Source organism: Rhizobium sp. A37_96 (assembly GCF_053521765.1).
Window position 1 is genome coordinate 1180565 of sequence record NZ_JBNWDS010000001.1, and the last position, 19357, is coordinate 1199921.

A 19357-nucleotide genomic window follows, 5' to 3' on the forward strand; every position below is an offset into this window, starting at 1 on the left:
GCGACGCTCATTCGCTCAGGAACCAGCCGGTGGAGACCCCGGTACCGTGCAAATGCGCGAAGCGCGGATGATGAACGAGTGCCGCAAGCGGCGCTGGTTCGCTTTGTCTGCCATGGATTGGAGGGATTATCCCAACCGCACTTCCGGCAATGAAGGTGTGCCTCTTCAGTAACCCCGGCTGATGGAAAGCCGGGAGAGAACAAAAAGGCCCGCACCGTCGTTGCTTCAGATGTCCTCGCATTTTTCGGTTGGCCGAAATAGCGACTGGAGGGGTTAGTTCCAGGTACCTTACCGATTTTCTCACCACATCGAGGATCGGCGGACACCCACGGGCACGTGCGACTTTGGGCTGATCCGGAAATAGGTACATTCGCCGTAACAATCAAGAATTTTTTTCGCCCCTGCCCTAAAAAAATAATTGAACAAATCAGCGCGTTTTGTTCAACATCCGGAAACAGTTAACGGGAGGCTTCACCATGGATACGTTAACCCGGATTCGTGCCTTTATCGACGTGGTGGAAGCGGAGGGGTTCTCGGCGGCGGCGCGCAAGACCGGGCGCTCCAAGGCCCTGCTCTCGAAATATGTCCGCGAGCTTGAGGACGAGCTCGGCGCGCTGCTGCTCAACCGCACGACGCGCCAGTTCTCCATGACCGAGGCCGGCCACACCTATTATCGCACCGCCTCCGACATCCTCAAGGAGATCGACAATCTCGCCGATCTCGTGCGCGAGAACAACCAGCAGCTCAAGGGGCGGCTGCGCGTCTCGGTGCCGCGCACCTTCGTCGATGCCGATGTCGGGCAGTCTCTGATCGACTTCGCCAAGGAAAACCCGGACCTTGCGCTTGAGATCGCGGCGGACGACCGCTTCGTCGACCTGATCGAGGAAGGCTTCGATGTCGCCGTGCGCATCACGAAACTCGAAGACTCCGGCATGATCGCCCGCAAGATCTCGGACTTCCGCGTCCACCTGTGCGCGACACAGGAATTCCTCGATCGCTATCCGGCTCTGGAACATCCGACCGATCTTACACGCGTGCCTTTTATCATCGACACCAACACCCGCTCGCAGGGCAACATTCGTTTCGTCGATGCCGACAGCACCACCTTCAACGTCGCCATCAACGGCACGCTCGAAGTCAACAGCCCGCATGCGACGCTGCGTGCCGCGCTCACCGGTCTCGGCATCGCCATCGTTCCGGACTTCATCGGCCGCAAGGCGATCGAAAGCGGACAATTGCTGACGCTGTTCAACGATTATCTGCCGACGGATCGCGGCATCTATGCCGTTTATCCGCACCGGCGCTATCTCCCGGCCAAGGTGCGCATCTTTGTGGACTACCTGTATAACTGGTTCCGCAAGCACGGTTGAACGGCCCAAAGCCGGCCGGCCGGTCCCAATTCCGTCTCATTTTCTGACCAGAAATCAAAGTGAATCAATGCTCGCGAAACACATCGGACGCATGAGAAAATCCACGACCGTCTATGCTGTTGCCCTGACCGGCGGCCTCCTGCTCGCGCCGGCTGCCGTGTCGGCCCATCCGCATATCTTCGTGGAAGCACGTCTGGAGGTGCTCGCAGGTCCGGACGGCAACGTGAAGGAGATGCGCAACGTCTGGCGCTTCGACGAAGTCTTCTCCTCCTCCGTGCTCATGGATTTCGACAAGAACACCAATCTGAAGCTCGATCCGGACGAGCTGAAGGAGGTCGGCAAGACCGTTCGCGATTCTCTTGCCGAGTACGACTACTACACGAACCTGACGCTGAACGGCAAAACCATCAAGGTGGACAAGCCCGACGTCATCAATGTCGACTATCGCGACGGCCAGCTCCTGATGTTCTTCGCCGTCAAGCCATCCGAGCCGATGCCGCTCACCAAGGGCAACAAGCTGAGCTTCGGGATTTACGATCCGACGCTCTACACCTCGATCGACTTCCCGAGCGACAACGAGCTGGTGACCGAGGGCGACGCCTTCAAAAGCTGCACGCAAAAGGTCGTTCGTCCCGATCCGGACGAGGTGATCGCCGAGAACAGGTCGACCCTGACGGACGCCTTCTTCAACGATCCGACGGGAACGACCATGTCGAAACTCTTCGCAACGCGGATAGATGTCGAATGCTGATTTCGAACGTAAAGAGGCTCGCTCCGGCCGCAATGCTCGCCCTTCTGGCAACAGCCGGCCTGGCGCATGCCGCAGGCTCGCCATTGGGCATCGGCACGGCCGAACCGAGCTTCCAGCCGATCGGCGGCCCGCTTGCGCCGATCTTTCTGTATGTGAATTACGAGCAGCAGGCCTTCTATCGCGCCCTCACCAAGTCCATCGAGGCCATGCGCCAGGACCCCTGGCAGCTCTGGACGCTGATCGGCCTTTCCTTCGCCTATGGCATCTTCCATGCCGCCGGCCCCGGCCATGGCAAGGCCGTGATCTCCTCCTACATGGTCGCCAATGAAATCGAACTGAAGCGCGGCATCGGGATTTCCTTCGTGTCGGCGCTCATTCAGGGCCTCGTTGCCGTCCTGGTCGTCGGTGCCGCCTATTTCGTGCTGCGCGGCTCGGGCATCACCATGACGATGGCAACCAATGCCATGGAGCTGGCAAGCTTCGTCATGGTCATCCTGTTTGGCGCCTGGCTGCTGTTCCGCAAGCTGCGAGCGATGTTGCAGAGCCGTGCGCAACGTCAGGAGATGCAACTCGCGACGTCGGCCGGCCCGATCAGCCTCTCGCTGTTCGAAGGGGCGGCGACCGGCACGGATTCGGCAAGAGGCTTTGTCCGCAGCAGCGCTGCGATGTCCGCCACAGGCTTCCAATGCTACGACCCCGCGCACGCGACCGGCGATGGCGCGTTCTGCGAGGCCTGCGGACACGCCCATCTTCCCGATCCGAAGATGTTGTCCAACGAGAAGTTCAGCGCGCGCGAAGCCTGGTCGGCCATCGTCGCCGTCGGGCTGCGCCCATGCTCGGGTGCGCTGTTGGTGATGACCTTTTCCATGCTGAACGGACTTTATCTCGGCGGGCTGCTGTCGGTGCTCGCCATGTCGATCGGCACGGCTATGACCGTCTCGCTGCTTGCCATCATTGCCGTTTTCGCCAAAGGCACGGCCGTCCGCTTCACCGGCAAGGGCTCGAGACTTTCGGTCTGGGTCGGCAATGGCATCGAGATATTCGGCGCGCTGCTGGTCATCTGCACCGGCGTCATCCTGCTCGGCGCTTCGCTGCAGAACTGAAGCAATTCAATAGGAGCGCTGCAGGATGAGGGGGCTATTGCCCTTTGCGGCGCTGGTAGCGGGCTCGCAGCCAGAACACGAAGAAGAACGCCAGGATGACGAGCACGCCGAAACCGGTGCCGAGCCATGGCGATATCGAACCCAGCCAGACGATGACGTTCGGCATCAGGTAAAGCAAGGCTGTCGCGACCAGCAAGATAATGCCGGCTGCAATTGCCGCAGATCGGGTTTCGCTTTTCTTATCCGTCAATTTGGCCGACCCCTGGCACCGATGCGTGTGTTCCGGCGAAGGCTTAGGCCAGCTGCCGAGGAAAGGCAACCGGCCCGAACGTCACACGGGATCAGACTTTGGCGCCTGCAACCGTGGCTTCGATATGATCGACCAATGCATCCGGCAGGCCGAGGCGACCGGCGAGCAGGTCGAGGTAGCCGCGCTCGGCCCGCGAATCCGGCTCGATCGCCAGACGCGAGGCCGTGTAGACCTGCACGCGCTGCTCGTCCGTCTTCGCCGAGGCGACGATGGCATCGAGATCGACGGGGTTGGCAAGCTCGCGCTGGAAGAAGCTTTCCGCCTCCGATCCGACGCCGGCCTCCTGTACCTTGCCGAGAATGCGTTGACGCTCCGCATCGTCGATATGGCCGTCGGCGCGGGCGGCAGCGATCATCGCCCGCACGAGGGAGAGCGTAAAATCGTTGCTGGCGATCGCCGGCGCCGTGCTGAAACCGGAGTCCGTCGGCGGCGGCAGGAACTGCGGCTCGGCCTGCGGGGCGGATTGAGGAGCCGGCTCTGGCTGGTTGCCGGCCTGGTAATTCTTGTAGGCCTGGTATCCGAGGCCCGCGATCGCGGCGAGGCCGCCGAGCGCCAGGGCATTGCCGGCGATCTGCCGCCCGGTCTTCGTGCCAACCAGCACACCGGCGATCGCACTCGTCGCCATGGGATTGTCCCGGGCGAGATTGATCACATCGGTCGCCTTGTCCTTGACGCTTCCCTGCAATCCCGGGATCTGCGATCCCAGAAACTGATCCAGCAGCTTGCGGGCATCGATCATGTGGTGCTCCTTCCGTCCTGGCGTTGGTGAAAGGGAGATAGGAAGCGCAACCGCAAATACAAATCCGCGACAAAGAAAAAAGGCGCGCATGGCTCCATGCACGCCTTTGAAATCGGGTTTCGGCGGGTTCAGCCCTTGAGCGCCGCAGCCTCGGCGGCAAGCTTGGTGATGCCGGCCCAGTCGCCGGCGGCGACCAGCTCCTTCGGCGCGACCCAGGAACCGCCGACGCAGATCACATTCGGCAGCGAGAGATAATCATGGGCGTTCTTCAGCGAGATGCCGCCGGTCGGGCAGAAGATCGTGCCGGCAAGCGGCGACGACAGGGCCTTGAGATAGGCAGCTCCGCCAGCCTGCTCGGCCGGGAAGAACTTGAGCACCTTATAGCCCTCCTCGCGCAGCGCCATGACTTCGCTTGCGGTTGCAGCGCCGGGCAGCAGCGGCACATGCGATCCGCGCGCAACATCGAGCAGCTCCTGCGTCGTGCCGGGGCTGACGATGAACTTGGAGCCGGCTTCGACGGCCGCTTCCCACTGGCTGACGTTGAGGATCGTCCCGGCGCCGACTTCGGCCCCTTCCACTTCCTCGGCAACGGCGCGGACGGCGTCGAGCGCGCCGGCGGTGCGCAGCGTGATCTCGATGGCCTTCAGACCGCCTGCCACAAGCGCGCGGGCGAGCGGCACGGCCGATTTCGCATCATCGACGATCAGTACCGGAACGACGGGCTGCAGTTTCAGGATGGAAAGAAGCTTTTCGGTTTTCTCGCCCATGGTCGGTGCGCTCCTTTAAAACGATTGAAACCGGCTTTCGAATACCCTCCCCGTGAGGGCTTGTCGAGACAAAAGCATGTGTTGGGCACGACGGGTAGGAATTCGTCGTAACATGCTATACGTTAGACCGATCTGTGCCGGTGGAGCATGTCAAACGCATGGCAAAAGAGATCGAGCGAAAGTTTCTGGTGCGCGGCGATCATTGGCGTAATCTCGTGACCGAGAGGCTGATCCTGCGCCAGGGATATATCGCCTCCATGGACGGTCGTTCCGTAAGGGTACGGCTGACGAACGATACGAAGGCGACCTTGACGATCAAGATCGGCAAGGCGATGACGCGGGACGAGTTCGAATACGAAATCCCCGTCGACGACGCGGAGGAATTGCTGGGAACGGCAATCGGCCTGGTCATCGAAAAAACCCGCCACAAGGTGCCGTTCAAAGGTTTCGTCTGGGAAGTGGATGTCTTTCGAGGCGCCCATCGCGGCCTTGTGATCGCCGAAGTGGAAATGAGCTCCGAAAACGACAATCCCGAACTCCCGGACTGGATCGGCCGCGAAGTGACCGGCGAATATCGCTATTCCAACCAGGCCCTCGCGACGCAGTTCGAACGGGAGTACGATGAGCTATCGCATACGGCCTGACCGGGCTCTCGATGACGAGGTGCACAAAGCCGCCGCGCATCAACTCGGCAAGGCGATGGCCGCCCTGACGGACAGGCCGCAAGGCCTGCACGAAGCGGTTCATGCCGCACGCAAGAACATCAAGCGCGTGCGCGCGCTCTATCGATTGGTAGCCCCCGTCGCGCGGGAATTTCAGCGGCGGGAGAACGACCGGCTTCGCGCCATGGCGCAAACGCTGTCCGGCGTCCGCGACGCGACCGCGCTGATCGAGATCAGCCACTACCTTCAGACGACCGCGGCATCGGAGGATGAATCGCACGCGCTGACCCGCGTGAGCGACGTCCTGACCACCCGGCGCGACCATCTGGCGGAAGCCGAGACGGATTTGGAAGACAAGGCGCGGGCCGCGGTCGCCACATGCAACGAGGCGCTCGAAGCGCTGAAGGACGCATCGTTCGGGTGCGGACGTCGCGATACGGCTCGCCTCTTCCAGAAAGGCTGGCGCAAGAACGTCCGCAAGGCGATGGAGGCATTGTCCGAATGCCATGCGGATGCGGCCCACGCGGAGAGTTTTCACGATCTGCGCAAGCGCAGCCAGGATTACTGGATGCATCACATGCTGCTGCGCGACGTCTGGCCCGCCGCCATGCATGCCAAACAGTTGGAAGCCAAGGCATTGGTCGATGTGCTCGGCCGCTATCTCGACATGTCGATACTATCGGATGTCGCGGATCGCGAGCCGCATCTCTTCAACGGAAGCGACGATCGCGCCCGCCTGCTGGAAGCGATCATCTCCCGGCAGCAGATCGCGCGCGACGAGGCGCTGACCCGGGCCCGCTGGGTCTTTGCCGACAAGCCGGAACGCGAAGCGCGGACCGTCAAGCGCCTCTGGCTGGAAGCGGCGGATTGAGGCTGACGAGGCTCCTCGCCCGCCTTCGTGCTTCGAGGCCCCGGCCTGACGGCCTGCGCACCTCAGCATAACGGCTGGGCACCAGCGCCCTATTCCATCGCCGTGGAGCACTGTCCTGAGGCCCGCAGGCCACTCCACCCTTATCCGCTGGCCCCGGTGGCAGTGCCTCGAAGGATCGAAGCTGCCCGGTCTCATGGTGTCAAAATACGAATCCCGATTGCCTGAAAGCTCACAAAATTGTATTTCCCCGCCATGACCGACATGTTCTCAGATCCACGGCGCGACGCGACCGGCGCATTCCTCGTTGCCGCGCTCTATCATTTCGTACCCTTTCCGCGCTTCGAGAGCCTGCGCGAGCCTTTGTTTGCGCTCTGCGAGGAGAACGGCGTCAAGGGCACGCTGCTGCTCGCGCATGAGGGGATCAACGGCACCATTGCCGGCACGGATGCGGCCATCGGCACGGTCCTCGCCTTCCTGCGCTCCCAGCCGGAATTTGCCGGCCTCGAGCACAAGGAAAGCCGCGCGTCGAAAATGCCTTTCGTGCGCATGAAGGTGAAGCTCAAGAAAGAGATCGTCACCATGGGCGTCGAGGATATCGACCCCACCAGGGTCGTCGGCACCTATGTCGCGCCGCAGGATTGGAATGCGCTGATTTCCGATCCCGATACCATCGTCATCGACACCCGCAACGACTACGAGACCGCCATTGGCGTCTTCAAGGGCGCGGTCGATCCGAAGACCAAGACCTTCCGCGAGTTTCCCGAATGGGTGCGGCAGAACGGCGGCCTGCACAACAAGCCGAAGATCGCCATGTACTGCACCGGCGGCATCCGCTGCGAAAAGGCTACCGCCTTCATGAAGCAGGAAGGTTTCGACGAGGTCTACCACCTCAAGGGCGGCATTCTGAAATATCTGGAGGAAGTCCCCCCGGAGGAAAGCCTCTGGGAAGGCGCATGCTTCGTCTTCGACGAGCGCGTCTCCGTCGAGCATGGGTTGAAAGAGGGCAATCACAAGCTCTGCCACGCCTGCCGCACTCCCATCACCGCCGAGGAATTGACCTCGCCGCTTTACGAGGCCGGCGTCTCCTGCAGCCATTGCTATCACGAGCGCAGCGAGGAGGATCGCGAGCGTTATCGCGAAAGGCAGCGGCAGATCGCGCTTGCCCGCAAGCGCGGCCATGAGCATATCGGCGGCTGATCTCAGGCGGCCGCGCCGCGTTCCTCATCCAGCACCGCGGCCAGCTGGACAGCAAGCCGCTTGCCGATTTCGGGCTCCGGCATCGGCTTGCCGTAGAAATAGCCCTGCAGCTCGTCGCAGCCGAAACCCTGCAGCGCCCTGCCCTGTTCCTCGGTCTCGATGCCCTCGGCCGTGACCGGGATATCGAGCGAGCGCGCCAATGCCACCGTCGCCTTCAGCATTTCGCGGGCGCGGTTGTCTTCCAGCACATCCATCGTCAGCGAACGATCGATCTTGATGCGATCGAAGCCGAACTGGCGCAGGTAGCCGATGGAGGAGAAGCCGGAGCCGAAATCGTCGAGCGCCACCTTGACGCCGAGCGCCTTCAGCCGCTCGATCGACTGGCGTGTGCGCTCCGGATTTTGAATGATATAGCCCTCGGTGATTTCCAGCGTCACCCGCTCGGCCTCGATCCCCGTTTCGTTCAGCACGCTGCGGACATAATCGGCAAAGGCGGGGTTGCGGAACTGGCCGGGCGAGACGTTGACGGCGACACGCAGATCCGGCCACTGCTGCGCGGCCTTGCAGGCCTTGCGCAGAACGAGCAGGCCCAACGCCTCGATCAGGCCGCTGGTTTCGGCAATGGGGATGAAGGCTTCCGGCGAAATCGGCCCGTGGCCGGGGCGGTTCCACCGCACGAGCGCCTCGACACCGGTCATTTCGCAGCTCGACGCATCGACCAGCGGCTGATAGGCGACCGTCAGCTCCTCGGTCTCGATGGCGCGGCGCAGATCGAGTTCCAGCGCGTTGCGCTCCTCGCGATGCGCATCCATGGCCGTCTCGTAGCAGGTCATGCGGGCACGACCCGCCTCCTTCGCCTTGTACATGGCAAGATCGGCGCGACGCACCAGCTCCTCTCGGTCTATGCGGCCTTCCGGCGAGCTCGCAATGCCGATGCTGGCGCCGACGACGACCACCCGGCGGCCGATCTCCAACGGCTCCGAAAGGAAATCCAGGATCTGCTCGCCCAGCCGCAAGGCCGGCGCGTCGTTGAGCTCCCTCGTCGGGAAGACGATGGCGAACTCGTCCCCTCCCAGGCGCGCAAGCGCCGCCTGCGGCGGCACGAGCACCCTGAGCCCGGCTGCCACGGCACGAATGAGCTGATCGCCCGTTCCATGCCCATAGGCATCGTTGATTTCCTTGAAGCCGTCGAGATCGAGGTAGAGAAGCAGGACATTGGTGCCGTCGCCGCGCGCCCGCTCGACCAGGCGATCCACATCGAGCCGCACCCCCTCGCGATTGAGGAGGCCGCTCAGCCGGTCGCGCAGCGAAACCTGACGCGCCTGCACCTCTTCCGCCCGCAGCCTGCGCCCCGCCAGCGATCCCAGGATCAGCAGCACCACGAAGAACAGGCCGACAAGCCCGAGCGCACCGAGAACCACCGGACGAACCTGCTGATAGCTCATGTCGCCCGGTTCACGCGAGCTCCAGATTAGCCGCCCCAGCGACTTGCCGAGTGGATCGACGATGGAGACGGCATAGCGCGCCACGGTCTCCGGCGGCACCAGCGTCAAACCGCTGATGACATAGGTGTTGGAGAGCATCTTGATCCGCGCGGCATCGAGATAGCGCACCAGGATCAGGTAGCGCCGCTGGCCTTCGGGCACCGGAATGCGGCCGGATCTTTCACGGATCGTCGCAGCGCCGGCCACGGCGATGCCATCCCTTGTCATGATATAACCCGAGGCCTCCGGCACACCGGTCACGCGCGTATTGCGCGCCTGGTCGACCAGAGCCCATACGGCAGCGCCGAGGACATCCCCGATGTTCTCTGTCAGCAGCTCGCCATCGTGATAGGCAATGATCGGCTTGTTGTCGTCGTCGACGATGACGGCGGTATCGAACAGCGCACCGTTGGACGATATGTCGCCGTAATTGCCGGCGATCCAGCCGCGATCGTCGATGCCGTAGACGCTTCGCGCCGCATCGTTGCGCGCGGAATGATCGTGCAGCGTCGCCTCGAGCTGCCCCTGGAAGGTCTTTAGCGCGCCGACGGTCGTCTCCCAGGAGCGTTCGTCGTCGAGCTTGTTGGAATAATCGGCCACCCGCCCGATTGCGGTCAGCACCATGAGCGTCACGACGGCAACGACCAGCGCAAAAGAAATCAGAACGGCCGTCACGATGGAATGACGACCGATTTGCGCATCGACTCGCAACGACTTGAAAGCTGCTCCCAACACCTTTTCTCCTTGGCATGGGAGTCTGCCGTCAGGTCTTCAAAAAACGGTTAAGGTGAATTCGAGATTCCTACAGGAAATAGTTGTATATTTGCAGAAGCGCGAAGAATTTACGTGCTGGCGGCAATCGCCCGCACAAAACGGCCGAGACTCGCCGAGAGAAGGCCGCTTTCGCGCGCCTCCAGCAGCATCTGTGCCTGTGCCTCGTCGCTCTTGCCGGCAATCGGCAGGCGTAAAAAGGCGTCCTGCACGATCCGCAGCGACATGGTCTGCAATACATCGGTCAACTGCGCCAACACGAGATCGCCGCGATGCGAGGCGTGGGCGAACATCAGCGGCTTGAACGGCACCTCGTCCCGAGAAACCAGCCAGTCCAGGGCGTTCTTGAACCCGCCAGGTATGCCGTGAGCATATTCCGGGCAGGATACGATCAAGCCATCGGCCTTGCGGATCTCCACCGCAAAGGTCTCGACGAGGGGTGGCGTTTTCCCGCCCTCATGGTCCGGATTGAAGATCGGCAGATCGCCGATCAGATCGCAAATTACGATGGTGACATCGTCCGGGCACGCAGATTGCAAGGCTTCAAGCAGTCTGCGGCTGCTCGAAGCCTGCCGCTGACTGCCGCAAAGCGCATAGAGGGAAACGGAGCGCGAGGTCATGCGCCGTGTCTATCAGGCCTCGCCGATTCGGGCACGGCCTGAAATTCCTGCGCAGAAGAAGCCGGACGATCAGACCGGCTTGTGATTGCCCTTCGGAAACTGCGCGGCAAGCTTGCTGTACCATTTGCCGCTCTTCTTGATCGTGCGGACCTGGGTCTCGTAATCGACGTGGACGAGGCCGAAACGCATGCGATAGCCCTCCGCCCATTCGAAATTGTCCATCAGGCTCCAGGCGAAGTAGCCGCGCATCGGATAGCCGTCCTTGATGAGATCGGCGACGATACCGAGATGCTCGATGTAATAATCGAGGCGCGGCTGGTCATCGACCTCGCCGTTGACGATGCCCATATTGTAGCAGGCGCCGTTCTCGGTGATGTAGCACTCCGGCAGGTCGTAGCGCTTGTTGAGGTCCTCGACGACATGCTTCAGGCCGGGCGCATAGATTTCCCAGCCGATGTCGGTCTTCACGTCGCTTGCCGGCGGCGCTTCCTTCGTCCAGGGGAAATCGCCACTCTTGGACGCATCATCGAAGACCCGGTCCGGCTTGTAGTAGTTCAGGCCCCACCAATCGAGCTTCTGATTGATGGTCTTCAGATCGCCGTCCTCGATGACAGGCATGCGATCGCCGAGCGCCTCGACGAACTCCTTCGGATATTCGCCCTTGAAGATCGGATCGAAGAAAGCGCCGTTGTGGAACTGATGCGCGCGCTCGACCGCCGCCAGATCTTCGGGACGATCCGAGCCCGGCAGGATGGACGATGCGTTGAGCACGATACCGACAGGCACCTTCGGCGCCACGGAGCGGATCGCCTCGACGCCGAGACCATGGGCGAGGTTCATATAGTGCATGGCATAAAGCGCCGCCTGCATGTTGCGTTCGCCGGGCGCGTGGACGCCGTAGAGGTGGCTGAGCCAGACGATGCACCACGGCTCGTTGAAGGTGGCGACGGAATCAAGCCGGTCGCCGAGGCGGCCCATGACCGTCTTGGCGTAGCGCTGGAAGGCATGCGCCGTCGAGCGCGCCGTCCAGCCACCCTCGCCGGCGAGCATCAGCGGCAGATCCCAGTGATAGAGGGTGGCGAAGGTCTTGATCCCTCGCGCCTTGCAGCCGTCGATAAGGCGGTCGTAGAAATCGAGGCCGGCTTCGTTCACCGGGCCGGTGCCTTCGGGAATGATGCGCGGCCAGGCGATCGAGAAGCGATAGGCTTCGACGCCCATCTCCTTGATCAGGTCGAGATCCTGCTCCAGCCGATTGTAATGGTCACAGGCGACATCGCCGTTCTGCCGCTGATAGACCCGGCCGGGCATATTGGCGAAGGCATCCCATATGGATGGCTTGCGGCCATCGGCCTTGGTGGCACCCTCGATCTGGAATGCGGCGGTGGCAACGCCGAACGTGAAATCGCCGGGGAAGCGATCGGCAAGAAGCTTCGGATCGATCATGATGAAAATCCCGTCTGTTATAGGCTTCGTTAGCGGCGGTTTAGCCAACCCGCGTGGCAAAGTACAGTGGCGGCACCGGAAAACTGCAACGTTGCAGATGCCTGTAAGCCAAGCCGGCCAAGGGCATCCCGGAAAATTGCGTCGGCGTCGGCAACGATTATCGCACGGCGGGATAACATCAATGTCAACAGTCGTGACTTGTCTTTTTGCAGCGGATCAATTGAGGGTGGCAATCAAACTTGACAACGAAAGGATACAAATGCTCCCTGCGCTCCACATTCTTCACCCCTATCTGCTGAGCCTCCTGCGCATCGTCGCCTCGCTTGTGCTGTTCAGCTACGGGACGCAGAAAGTGCTGCATTTCCCCGCGGTTGAAAACGTGCCGCCGGTGGGATCGCTTCCCTGGATCGCCGGCCTGCTCGAACTCACCCTCGGCTTCCTTGTCCTCATCGGCTTCCAGACGAGGATCGCTTCCTTCATATTGTCGGGCCTGATGGCTTTCGCCTATTTCCTTCGCCATGCGCCGCAGAGCTTCTACCCCGCGCAGAACGGCGGCGTCGCAGCCATCCTCTTCTGCTTCATCTTCCTGTTTCTCGTCAGCGCCGGCGGCGGCCCGCTGAGCGTCGACGCGCTCACCAAGCGCAAGCAGGGAACCGCCGCCTGACCGGCAGCCGTTTATCAGGTTCGAGGCGGCGAAACCGCCTCGAACCCAAGAGCAACCTTAAAGCTTGACCCAGACGCCGTTGCGCTTCGAGGAAGCGACGCAGGCCTCGACGAAAGCCACGCCCTTCACACCGTCATCGACGGTCGGATAGACCACGGCCGGATCGACCGCCACACCCTTCTTGCGGGCGTTGATGGCACGCGCAGCCTCGGTATAGATCGTGGCGAAGGCTTCCAGATAGCCTTCCGGATGCCCCGACGGGATGCGCGAAACGCGAGCGGCAGCCGCGCCGGAGCCGGCACCGTTGCGGGTAATCAGCCGCTTCTGATCGCCGAACGGCGTGTACCACAGATAGTTCGGATCGGCTTGCGTCCACTCGATACCGCCCTTGGTGCCATAGACGCGGAGCTTGAGGCCGTTCTCGTGGCCGGGCGCCACCTGGCTGCACCAGAGCATGCCTTTCGCCGGCTTTTCCTTGCCTTTCGCCTTGAAGCGCAGCAGCACATGGCCGTTGTCATCGAGACGGCGGCCTTCGACGAAACTGTCGAGATCGGCGGCAAGGCTATCGAGTTCGAGGCCGGTGACGAAGGAAGCGAGGTTATAGGCATGCGTGCCGATATCGCCCGTGGAGCCGCCGGCGCCGGACTGGGCCGGATCGGTGCGCCAGGCGGCCTGCTTCTGGCCGGACTGCTCGATATTTTCCGTCAGCCAGTCCTGCGGATATTCCGCCTGTACGATGCGGATATCGCCGAGCTCGCCATTGGCGATCATCTCGCGGGCCTGGCGGATCATCGGATAGCCGGTGTAGTTGTGCGTGAGAATGAAGAGCGCGCCGCTCTCGTCGGCCACCTTCTTCAGCTTCTTGGCATCGGCAAGATTCGATGTCAGCGGCTTGTCGCAGATGACATGGATGCCGCGCCGCAGGAACTCCTTGGCCGCGTCGTAGTGGACATGGTTCGGGGTGACGATCGAAACCGCTTCGATGCCGTTCTTCAGCTTGGCTTCACGAATCGCCATGTCGCGGTAGCTGGAATAGGTGCGCGAGGGATCGAGGCCGAGATCGCGGCCGGAAGCCTGGGCCTTGTCCGGCGAAGACGAGAGCGCCCCGGCGACGAGATCGAACTGGTCGTCGATACGCGCGGCGATGCGATGCACCGCGCCGATGAAGGCGCCGGCACCTCCGCCCACCATGCCAAGCCGAATGCGCGGCTCCCGCGTCTGTTCCGATGATCCTTCGATTGCCATAAGGGTCCTCCTGAATAAACTAAAATTCGCATTCCTGATGCTTGCCGTTTCAAGCCACCCGCCTCGCCCTTCGAGGGCCCTGCGGGCCACCTCAGGGTGAGGCTGATCTTCTGCGCCAGCACCACTACCCTCCACCTACCAATGCCGAAGATGGCCTTTGTCAAGTTTCGCAAAAGCCCGCTCCGCCCTCATCCTGAGGTGCGGAGCCTCCTGAGCTCTGCGAGGGAGTGAAGCCTCGAAGGACGAGGGTGGCCTCTACCTTCTCCCCGCACTCGCGGGGCGAAGGGGTTTGATCAGATGCCTAGCATGCGCCGGTTGGCCGCCTGGTCCGTGCCGCTGCCGGCAAAATCGTCGAAGGCCTTCTCCGTCACGCGGATGATGTGCGCCTTGACGAATTCGGAGCCTTCGCGCGCGCCGTCTTCGGGATGCTTCAGCGCGCATTCCCATTCGACCACGGCCCAGCCATCGAAATTGTTTGCCGTCATCTTCGAGAAGACGGCCCCGAAATCGACCTGACCGTCGCCGAGCGAGCGGAACCGGCCGGCACGTTCCACCCAGCCCTGATAGCCGCCATAAACGCCCTGCCGGCCGGTCGGGTTGAATTCCGCGTCCTTGACGTGGAACATCTTGATCCGATCCTTGTAGATGTCGATGTTGTCGAGATAATCGAGGCACTGCAGGACGTAGTGCGAGGGGTCGTAGAGCATGTTGGCGCGCGGATGGTTCTTCACGCGCTCCAGGAACATCTCGAAGGTGATGCCGTCATGCAGGTCTTCGCCCGGATGGATCTCGTAGCAGACGTCCACGCCGTTTTCGTCGGCGTGATTGAGGATCGGCGTCCAGCGGCGAGCCAGTTCCTCGAATGCGGTTTCGACGAGACCGGCCGGGCGCTGCGGCCAGGGGTAGATGAAGGGCCAGGCGAGAGCGCCCGAGAAGGTCGCATGCGCCTTGATGCCGAGATGCTTCGAAGCCGTCAGCGCCATCTTTACCTGCTCGACGGCCCATTCCTGGCGTGCCTTCGGATTGCCGCGCACTTCCGGCGCCGCAAAGCCGTCGAAAGCTTCGTCATAGGCCGGATGCACGGCAACGAGCTGGCCCTGGAGGTGGGTGGAAAGCTCGGTGACTTCGACGCCGTTGGCGCGGGCGACACCGGCGAATTCATCGCAATAGTCCTTCGAGGAGGCGGCCTTCTTCAGGTCGATCAGCTGGCTTGCCCAGGTCGGAACCTGCACGCCGATATAGCCGGCGTCGGCAGCCCATTTCGTGATCGAATCCCATGAGTTGAATGGCGCCGCGTCACCGGCGAACTGGCCAAGAAACAGCCCCGGACCCTTGATCGTCTTCATCAGTATTTCCTCCCTAATCGCGTTCTGTAAACGTTTCCGATGCCTTTCGGACCCATATCCGAGGCGGCTGGGACGCCGTAACCTCAAAAACTATAGGGTCTTCAGGATGAAAGTCGAATGCCTTGCGACCTAATCACGGCCGGCCGCCCACGGCAAGAGGTACGTGCCGCAAAAATTATCGCGGCGTTGCGGACGCGGCGGCAGCTGCATAAAAAACGCCCGCCGGAACCGGCGGGCGCGCTTGTCTGAACCAGCCGATCAGAACGGTGAATCGGCGAAGTAGAAGTCCTTGGCATTGTCCTTCGTGACGAGCGTCGCATCGAGGATGTAGTTGCCGCGGACCGGAACCTGATTGTAGAAATTGGCCGCCGTCAGCTCCATGGCCGTGCCGACCATTGCCGGCGGATAGAGCACGTCGACCGGGATCAGCTTATCGCCGTCCATGACCTTCTTGATCATGTCCTTCGAGCCGGCACCGGCGATGACATACTTGATGTCGGTGCGCTTGGCCTGCTCGATCGCCTGCAGCACGCCGACGGCCATGTCGTCATCCTGGCACCAGACGACGTCGATCTTCGGGAACTTGGTCAGGTAGTCCTGCATGACCTTGAAGGCGTCGTCACGGTTCCAGTTGCCGTACTGGCGGTCGAGAACCTTGACGTTCGAGCCGGCAATACCCTTGTCGAAGCCATCCTGGCGCTGCTGGTCGATCGGAATCGGCAGACCGCGAATGACCACGACCTGAGCGTCCGGCGTGTTGGCCTTGATGTACTCGCCGGCGGTCTGGCCGAGAGCCGGATTGTTGCCGGCGACATAGAGGTCACGCACGGAATTGTCGTTGCTGCTCGGCGCACGGTCGACGAGCGTCACGAACTTGCCCTTGTCCTTGACCTCCTTGATGGCATTGACGAGCGGATCCGGATCCGACGGCAGGATCACGAGAGCATCGATGCCCTGGGTCTCAAGGTCCTGCACCGCGTTTGCCTGGCTCGCGGCGTCGGGCGAAGTCTTGACGATGACGTTAAGACCCGGATGCTCCGCCATCAGCAGCTTGGCGACACGCTCGGCATGGAACACCACGCCCGAGGTCCAGCCATGGTCGGCGGCCGGAATGGAAACGCCGATGGTCACCTTCTTGTCTTCGGCATGAACGGTGCCGGCCAAAGCCGCCATCACCACCGCCAGTCCCAATAGTCTCTTACGCATGTTTTATCCTCCCAGATAGAGACAGGGCCTTGTCATAAGAACCGGGCGCCCCCTGACCCGGTTATTCATGATTTGCGCGCAAGCGAGCGCTGGACCAGCATAGCGATGATGATGATCGCGCCCTGGATAGCGCTCAGCAGGTACTCGCTGATGAAATTGGAAAGCAGCATGATGTTGCCGACGAGTTCGAGGATGAAGGCGCCGCAGATCGTGCCCCATACCCTGCCCGCGCCGCCTTTCAGCGCCGTGCCGCCGACGACGACGGCGGTAATCGCCTGCAGCTCCCAGAGAATGCCCGTCGTTGCCGACGTGGAGCCAAGCCGAGGCACGTAGAGAAGCACGGCAATCGACACACACAGGCCCTGGATGACGAAGGCGACGGTGCGGATGCGATTGACCGCCACGCCGGAATAGCGCGCAACGTCGCGATTGGAACCGACAGCAATGACATGCCGCCCGTAGCGGGTGCGATAAAGGATGAAGGCCGCGATGCAGGTGACGACGAGGATGACCACGATCGGAACCGGCACGCCGAGCACGGAGCCATAATAGGCCGGCTTGTAGAGCGCCTGCAGATCGGCCGGCCGCAGGGTGATCGCGCCGCCCTGCGACAGCCAGGTCGTCAGGCCGCGGTAGACGCCCATCGTCCCCAGGGTCGCGATGAAAGGTTCGATCTTGCCCATGGTCGTGATCAGGCCATTGGCCAGGCCGCACAGCACGCCCGCGACGACCGAGAACAACACGGCAGCCGCCAGCATCAGGCTCGGATCGGCGATGACGCCCGAGTTCATGAACAGGATCATCAGGCTCGCGACGAAGGCGACCATCGCGCCAACGGACAGATCGAGATCGCCCGCCGAGATGACAAAGGTTGCTCCCACCGCGATGATCGCAATGAAGGCGCATCTCGTCGCGACATTGGTGAGATTGGTCATGCCGATGAAATTCGGATTGACCAGCGCGCCCACGATCAGAAGCAGCACCAGCGCCGCAAACGGTGCGACGGCCCGCAGATCCACATCCCGCCAGGATCGGCCACGCCTGACTGCCTTCTCACTGCTATCCTCGCCCACGCTCATATCCAAAACCAACCTCCCGTCCCATTATTGCTTGGGAATTCGCCCTTGCCCTCGCCGCCCGTTCAGGCAGCCGTCTTTTTCTTCAGGCCCGCCGCATAACGCATGATTTCCTGTTCGGAGATTTCGTCGCCTTCGAGCATGCCGACGATCCGGCCCTCGCGCATCACGGCTACCCGCGTGCACAGCCCGATAACCTCAGGCATCTCCGAAGAGACGACGATGATCGAATGCCCGTCGCGCGCCAGCGCCGAGATGAAATGATAGATCTGCTGCTTCGTGCCGACATCGATGCCGCGGGTCGGCTCGTCGATGATGATGATCTGCGGCTCGGTCTCCATGACCTTGGCCAGCAGCAGCTTCTGCTGATTGCCGCCGGACATGCGGCCGGCAACGATGTTTCCGTCGCGGACGCGGATATCGAAACGCCGGCGCGCCCGCGCCAGGGCATTCGCTTCGCTCGCGGCGCTGAGATAGCCGAACTTGCCGTGCCGTTCGAGGGATTGCAGCGTAAGGTTGGCCGTCATGCCCGAATTCAGAAGCAGGCCCTTGGACTTGCGGTCCTTGGTCATATAGGCAAGGCCGGCGTCGATCGCCGCATGCACGTCATGCGGCGGCACGGATTGCCCGTTGGCGACGACTTCGCCGGCAGCCCGCGGGCGCAGGCCGACAATCGCCTCCATCAGCTCGGTGCGGCCGGAGCCGATCATGCCGGAAAAGCCGAGTATTTCGCCCTTGCGCAGCTCGAAGCTGGCGTCACGGACATAGCCCGTCGACACGGAATTCACGGCGAGCACGACCTTCTCATCGACATCGGGCTCGTTCTTGGCCGGATAGAGGCTGGAAAGCTCGCGCCCGACCATCAATTGCGCGATGGATTCGCCATCCAGCAGCGAGGTCGGCGATGTCTTTACCCACTGCCCGTCGCGCAGCACCGTGATCCGGTCCGTCAGCTCCATAACCTCGTCGAGCTTGTGCGAGACGAATACGAAACTTGTCCCCTGGTCGCGCAGCTTGCGCACCTGCTTGAACAGAAAATTGGTTTCCTCCCGCGACAGCACGGCCGTCGGCTCATCCATGAAGACGATTCGCGCATCGCGGCTGATCGCCTTGGCGATCTCGACCATCTGCTTGTCGGCAATGGAAAGGGTGCTGATGACGGCATTCTCGTCGACATGCGAACCGAGGAGATCGAGCACGCGCCGCGTTTCCGCCCGCATCCGCTTGCGGTCGAGCACGCCGAAATGCGTGATTTCCCGGCCGAGAAACAGGCTTTCGGTCACGGTCAGATGTTCGGCGAGATTGAATTCCTGGTGAATGATGACGATGCCGAGCGCCTCGGCGGCGCCGTTCGGCGGCAGCTTCACCGGCTTGCCGTCAAGCAGGATTTCGCCGGAACTGGGCTGCTCGAAGCCGGAGAGAACCTTGACGAGCGTGGACTTTCCCGCGCCGTTTTCGCCCATCAGCGCATGGATTTCGCCGGCCCGCAGATCGAAATTGACGCTGAACAGCACCTGCACGCCATTGAAGGACTTACAGATTCGCCTCGCGGACAGCACAACAGCACCGTCGACGGCCTCCGAACTCATTGCATCCTCCCTTGCGGCTCCACCCGCTTTCCATGGTGTGTAAACCTTTACATATAACGTGTAAAGGTTTACATCATTGGATATTGCACAATTTTTCGCGGTCGCCTTTGACCTCCACGGAAGTCTGTGTAGTGTCCGGTGCG

General features: G+C 61.9%; 18 protein-coding genes. 7 read left to right on the forward strand and 11 right to left on the reverse strand.

The window, feature by feature from the left end; translation table 11 throughout:
• The first annotated feature begins 476 nt into the window (after window positions 1-476).
• The 3 genes from ACQZ6J_RS05715 (at window position 477) to ACQZ6J_RS05725 (ending at window position 3224) form a co-directional block, all read left to right on the forward strand.
• The gene (locus ACQZ6J_RS05715; RefSeq protein WP_449082546.1) at window positions 477-1370 is read left to right on the forward strand and encodes a LysR family transcriptional regulator; all 894 of its coding nucleotides are present in this window, start codon (window positions 477-479) and stop codon (window positions 1368-1370) included.
• Window positions 1371-1461: 91 nt separating this feature from the next.
• Complete coding sequence (locus ACQZ6J_RS05720; protein WP_204326537.1) at window positions 1462-2121, forward strand: DUF1007 family protein; 660 nt, start codon at window positions 1462-1464, stop codon at window positions 2119-2121.
• Window positions 2115-3224 carry a nickel/cobalt transporter gene (locus tag ACQZ6J_RS05725; protein ID WP_449082548.1) on the forward strand — a complete coding sequence of 370 codons (1110 nt, stop codon included), beginning with the start codon at window positions 2115-2117 and terminating at the stop codon, window positions 3222-3224. Before ACQZ6J_RS05720 ends, ACQZ6J_RS05725 begins: the two co-directional genes overlap by 7 nt.
• A gap of 34 nt (window positions 3225-3258) precedes the next feature.
• Here ACQZ6J_RS05725 and ACQZ6J_RS05730 read toward each other — a convergent pair whose 3' ends face one another.
• The 3 genes from ACQZ6J_RS05730 to ACQZ6J_RS05740 all read right to left on the reverse strand — a co-directional run bounded on the left by ACQZ6J_RS05730 (window position 3259) and on the right by ACQZ6J_RS05740 (window position 5040).
• The gene (locus ACQZ6J_RS05730) at window positions 3259-3474 is read right to left on the reverse strand and encodes a hypothetical protein (RefSeq protein ID WP_204326538.1); all 216 of its coding nucleotides are present in this window, start codon (window positions 3472-3474) and stop codon (window positions 3259-3261) included.
• A 91-nt stretch (window positions 3475-3565) separates the two neighbouring features.
• On the reverse strand, window positions 3566-4273 hold the full coding sequence (locus tag ACQZ6J_RS05735) for a tellurite resistance TerB family protein (RefSeq protein ID WP_163986811.1): 708 nt from the start codon (window positions 4271-4273) through the stop codon (window positions 3566-3568).
• Between the two features lie 128 nt (window positions 4274-4401).
• Window positions 4402-5040 (reverse strand): 2-dehydro-3-deoxy-phosphogluconate aldolase, encoded by a 639-nt coding sequence (locus tag ACQZ6J_RS05740; RefSeq protein ID WP_163986812.1) that lies wholly within the window; start codon window positions 5038-5040, stop codon window positions 4402-4404.
• A 158-nt stretch (window positions 5041-5198) separates the two neighbouring features.
• Between ACQZ6J_RS05740 and ACQZ6J_RS05745 the strand changes: the two genes are divergently transcribed.
• From ACQZ6J_RS05745 to trhO, 3 genes are all read left to right on the forward strand, one after another.
• The gene (locus tag ACQZ6J_RS05745; protein ID WP_163986813.1) at window positions 5199-5684 is read left to right on the forward strand and encodes a CYTH domain-containing protein; all 486 of its coding nucleotides are present in this window, start codon (window positions 5199-5201) and stop codon (window positions 5682-5684) included.
• Window positions 5662-6573 carry a CHAD domain-containing protein gene (locus ACQZ6J_RS05750; RefSeq protein ID WP_449082552.1) on the forward strand — a complete coding sequence of 304 codons (912 nt, stop codon included), beginning with the start codon at window positions 5662-5664 and terminating at the stop codon, window positions 6571-6573. Before ACQZ6J_RS05745 ends, ACQZ6J_RS05750 begins: the two co-directional genes overlap by 23 nt.
• 252 nt (window positions 6574-6825) lie before the next feature.
• Window positions 6826-7770 carry an oxygen-dependent tRNA uridine(34) hydroxylase TrhO gene (trhO, locus tag ACQZ6J_RS05755; protein WP_449082554.1) on the forward strand — a complete coding sequence of 315 codons (945 nt, stop codon included), beginning with the start codon at window positions 6826-6828 and terminating at the stop codon, window positions 7768-7770.
• Window positions 7771-7772: 2 nt separating this feature from the next.
• Here trhO and ACQZ6J_RS05760 read toward each other — a convergent pair whose 3' ends face one another.
• From ACQZ6J_RS05760 to ACQZ6J_RS05770, 3 genes are all read right to left on the reverse strand, one after another.
• Window positions 7773-9986: a putative bifunctional diguanylate cyclase/phosphodiesterase gene (locus tag ACQZ6J_RS05760; protein WP_163986949.1), complete on the reverse strand. Its 2214-nt coding sequence runs from the start codon at window positions 9984-9986 to the stop codon at window positions 7773-7775.
• A 110-nt stretch (window positions 9987-10096) separates the two neighbouring features.
• Window positions 10097-10645, reverse strand: coding sequence for an NADPH-dependent FMN reductase (locus ACQZ6J_RS05765; RefSeq protein WP_449082556.1), 549 nt, complete (start codon window positions 10643-10645; stop codon window positions 10097-10099).
• Window positions 10646-10714: 69 nt separating this feature from the next.
• Window positions 10715-12088 (reverse strand): GH1 family beta-glucosidase, encoded by a 1374-nt coding sequence (locus ACQZ6J_RS05770; protein WP_163986817.1) that lies wholly within the window; start codon window positions 12086-12088, stop codon window positions 10715-10717.
• A 259-nt stretch (window positions 12089-12347) separates the two neighbouring features.
• On the opposite strand from ACQZ6J_RS05770, the gene ACQZ6J_RS05775 reads away from it, so the two are divergent.
• Complete coding sequence (locus ACQZ6J_RS05775) at window positions 12348-12752, forward strand: DoxX family protein (protein WP_449082558.1); 405 nt, start codon at window positions 12348-12350, stop codon at window positions 12750-12752.
• Between the two features lie 57 nt (window positions 12753-12809).
• On the opposite strand, the gene ACQZ6J_RS05780 is transcribed toward ACQZ6J_RS05775, so the two are convergent.
• From ACQZ6J_RS05780 to ACQZ6J_RS05800, 5 genes are all read right to left on the reverse strand, one after another.
• Window positions 12810-13997 carry a Gfo/Idh/MocA family protein gene (locus tag ACQZ6J_RS05780; RefSeq protein WP_449082560.1) on the reverse strand — a complete coding sequence of 396 codons (1188 nt, stop codon included), beginning with the start codon at window positions 13995-13997 and terminating at the stop codon, window positions 12810-12812.
• Window positions 13998-14290: 293 nt separating this feature from the next.
• The gene (locus ACQZ6J_RS05785; RefSeq protein ID WP_163986820.1) at window positions 14291-15343 is read right to left on the reverse strand and encodes a sugar phosphate isomerase/epimerase family protein; all 1053 of its coding nucleotides are present in this window, start codon (window positions 15341-15343) and stop codon (window positions 14291-14293) included.
• A gap of 258 nt (window positions 15344-15601) precedes the next feature.
• Complete coding sequence (locus ACQZ6J_RS05790) at window positions 15602-16549, reverse strand: substrate-binding domain-containing protein (RefSeq protein WP_163986821.1); 948 nt, start codon at window positions 16547-16549, stop codon at window positions 15602-15604.
• A gap of 65 nt (window positions 16550-16614) precedes the next feature.
• A complete protein-coding gene (locus ACQZ6J_RS05795; RefSeq protein WP_449082788.1) occupies window positions 16615-17628 on the reverse strand; it encodes an ABC transporter permease in 1014 nt (337 codons plus the stop codon).
• 62 nt (window positions 17629-17690) lie between these two features.
• Entirely contained in the window at window positions 17691-19214 is a 1524-nt protein-coding gene (locus ACQZ6J_RS05800) for a sugar ABC transporter ATP-binding protein (RefSeq protein WP_163986822.1), read from the reverse strand.
• Between the last annotated feature and the right edge of the window lie 143 nt (window positions 19215-19357).

Bases quoted from the DNA above. Each gene is read 5' to 3' on its own strand.
- trhO (WP_449082554.1), top strand. From the start codon at position 6,826: ATGACCGACATGTTCTCAGATCCACGGCGCGACGCGACCGGCGCATTC.
- ACQZ6J_RS05780 (WP_449082560.1), bottom strand. From the start codon at position 13,997: ATGGCAATCGAAGGATCATCGGAACAGACGCGGGAGCCGCGCATTCGG.
- ACQZ6J_RS05765 (WP_449082556.1), bottom strand. From the start codon at position 10,645: ATGACCTCGCGCTCCGTTTCCCTCTATGCGCTTTGCGGCAGTCAGCGG.
- ACQZ6J_RS05800 (WP_163986822.1), bottom strand. From the start codon at position 19,214: ATGAGTTCGGAGGCCGTCGACGGTGCTGTTGTGCTGTCCGCGAGGCGA.
- ACQZ6J_RS05785 (WP_163986820.1), bottom strand. From the start codon at position 15,343: ATGAAGACGATCAAGGGTCCGGGGCTGTTTCTTGGCCAGTTCGCCGGT.
- ACQZ6J_RS05720 (WP_204326537.1), top strand. From the start codon at position 1,462: ATGAGAAAATCCACGACCGTCTATGCTGTTGCCCTGACCGGCGGCCTC.
- ACQZ6J_RS05795 (WP_449082788.1), bottom strand. From the start codon at position 17,628: ATGAGCGTGGGCGAGGATAGCAGTGAGAAGGCAGTCAGGCGTGGCCGA.
- ACQZ6J_RS05740 (WP_163986812.1), bottom strand. From the start codon at position 5,040: ATGGGCGAGAAAACCGAAAAGCTTCTTTCCATCCTGAAACTGCAGCCC.
- ACQZ6J_RS05745 (WP_163986813.1), top strand. From the start codon at position 5,199: ATGGCAAAAGAGATCGAGCGAAAGTTTCTGGTGCGCGGCGATCATTGG.
- ACQZ6J_RS05750 (WP_449082552.1), top strand. From the start codon at position 5,662: ATGAGCTATCGCATACGGCCTGACCGGGCTCTCGATGACGAGGTGCAC.
- ACQZ6J_RS05725 (WP_449082548.1), top strand. From the start codon at position 2,115: ATGCTGATTTCGAACGTAAAGAGGCTCGCTCCGGCCGCAATGCTCGCC.
- ACQZ6J_RS05735 (WP_163986811.1), bottom strand. From the start codon at position 4,273: ATGATCGATGCCCGCAAGCTGCTGGATCAGTTTCTGGGATCGCAGATC.
- ACQZ6J_RS05770 (WP_163986817.1), bottom strand. From the start codon at position 12,088: ATGATCGATCCGAAGCTTCTTGCCGATCGCTTCCCCGGCGATTTCACG.
- ACQZ6J_RS05775 (WP_449082558.1), top strand. From the start codon at position 12,348: ATGCTCCCTGCGCTCCACATTCTTCACCCCTATCTGCTGAGCCTCCTG.
- ACQZ6J_RS05715 (WP_449082546.1), top strand. From the start codon at position 477: ATGGATACGTTAACCCGGATTCGTGCCTTTATCGACGTGGTGGAAGCG.
- ACQZ6J_RS05790 (WP_163986821.1), bottom strand. From the start codon at position 16,549: ATGCGTAAGAGACTATTGGGACTGGCGGTGGTGATGGCGGCTTTGGCC.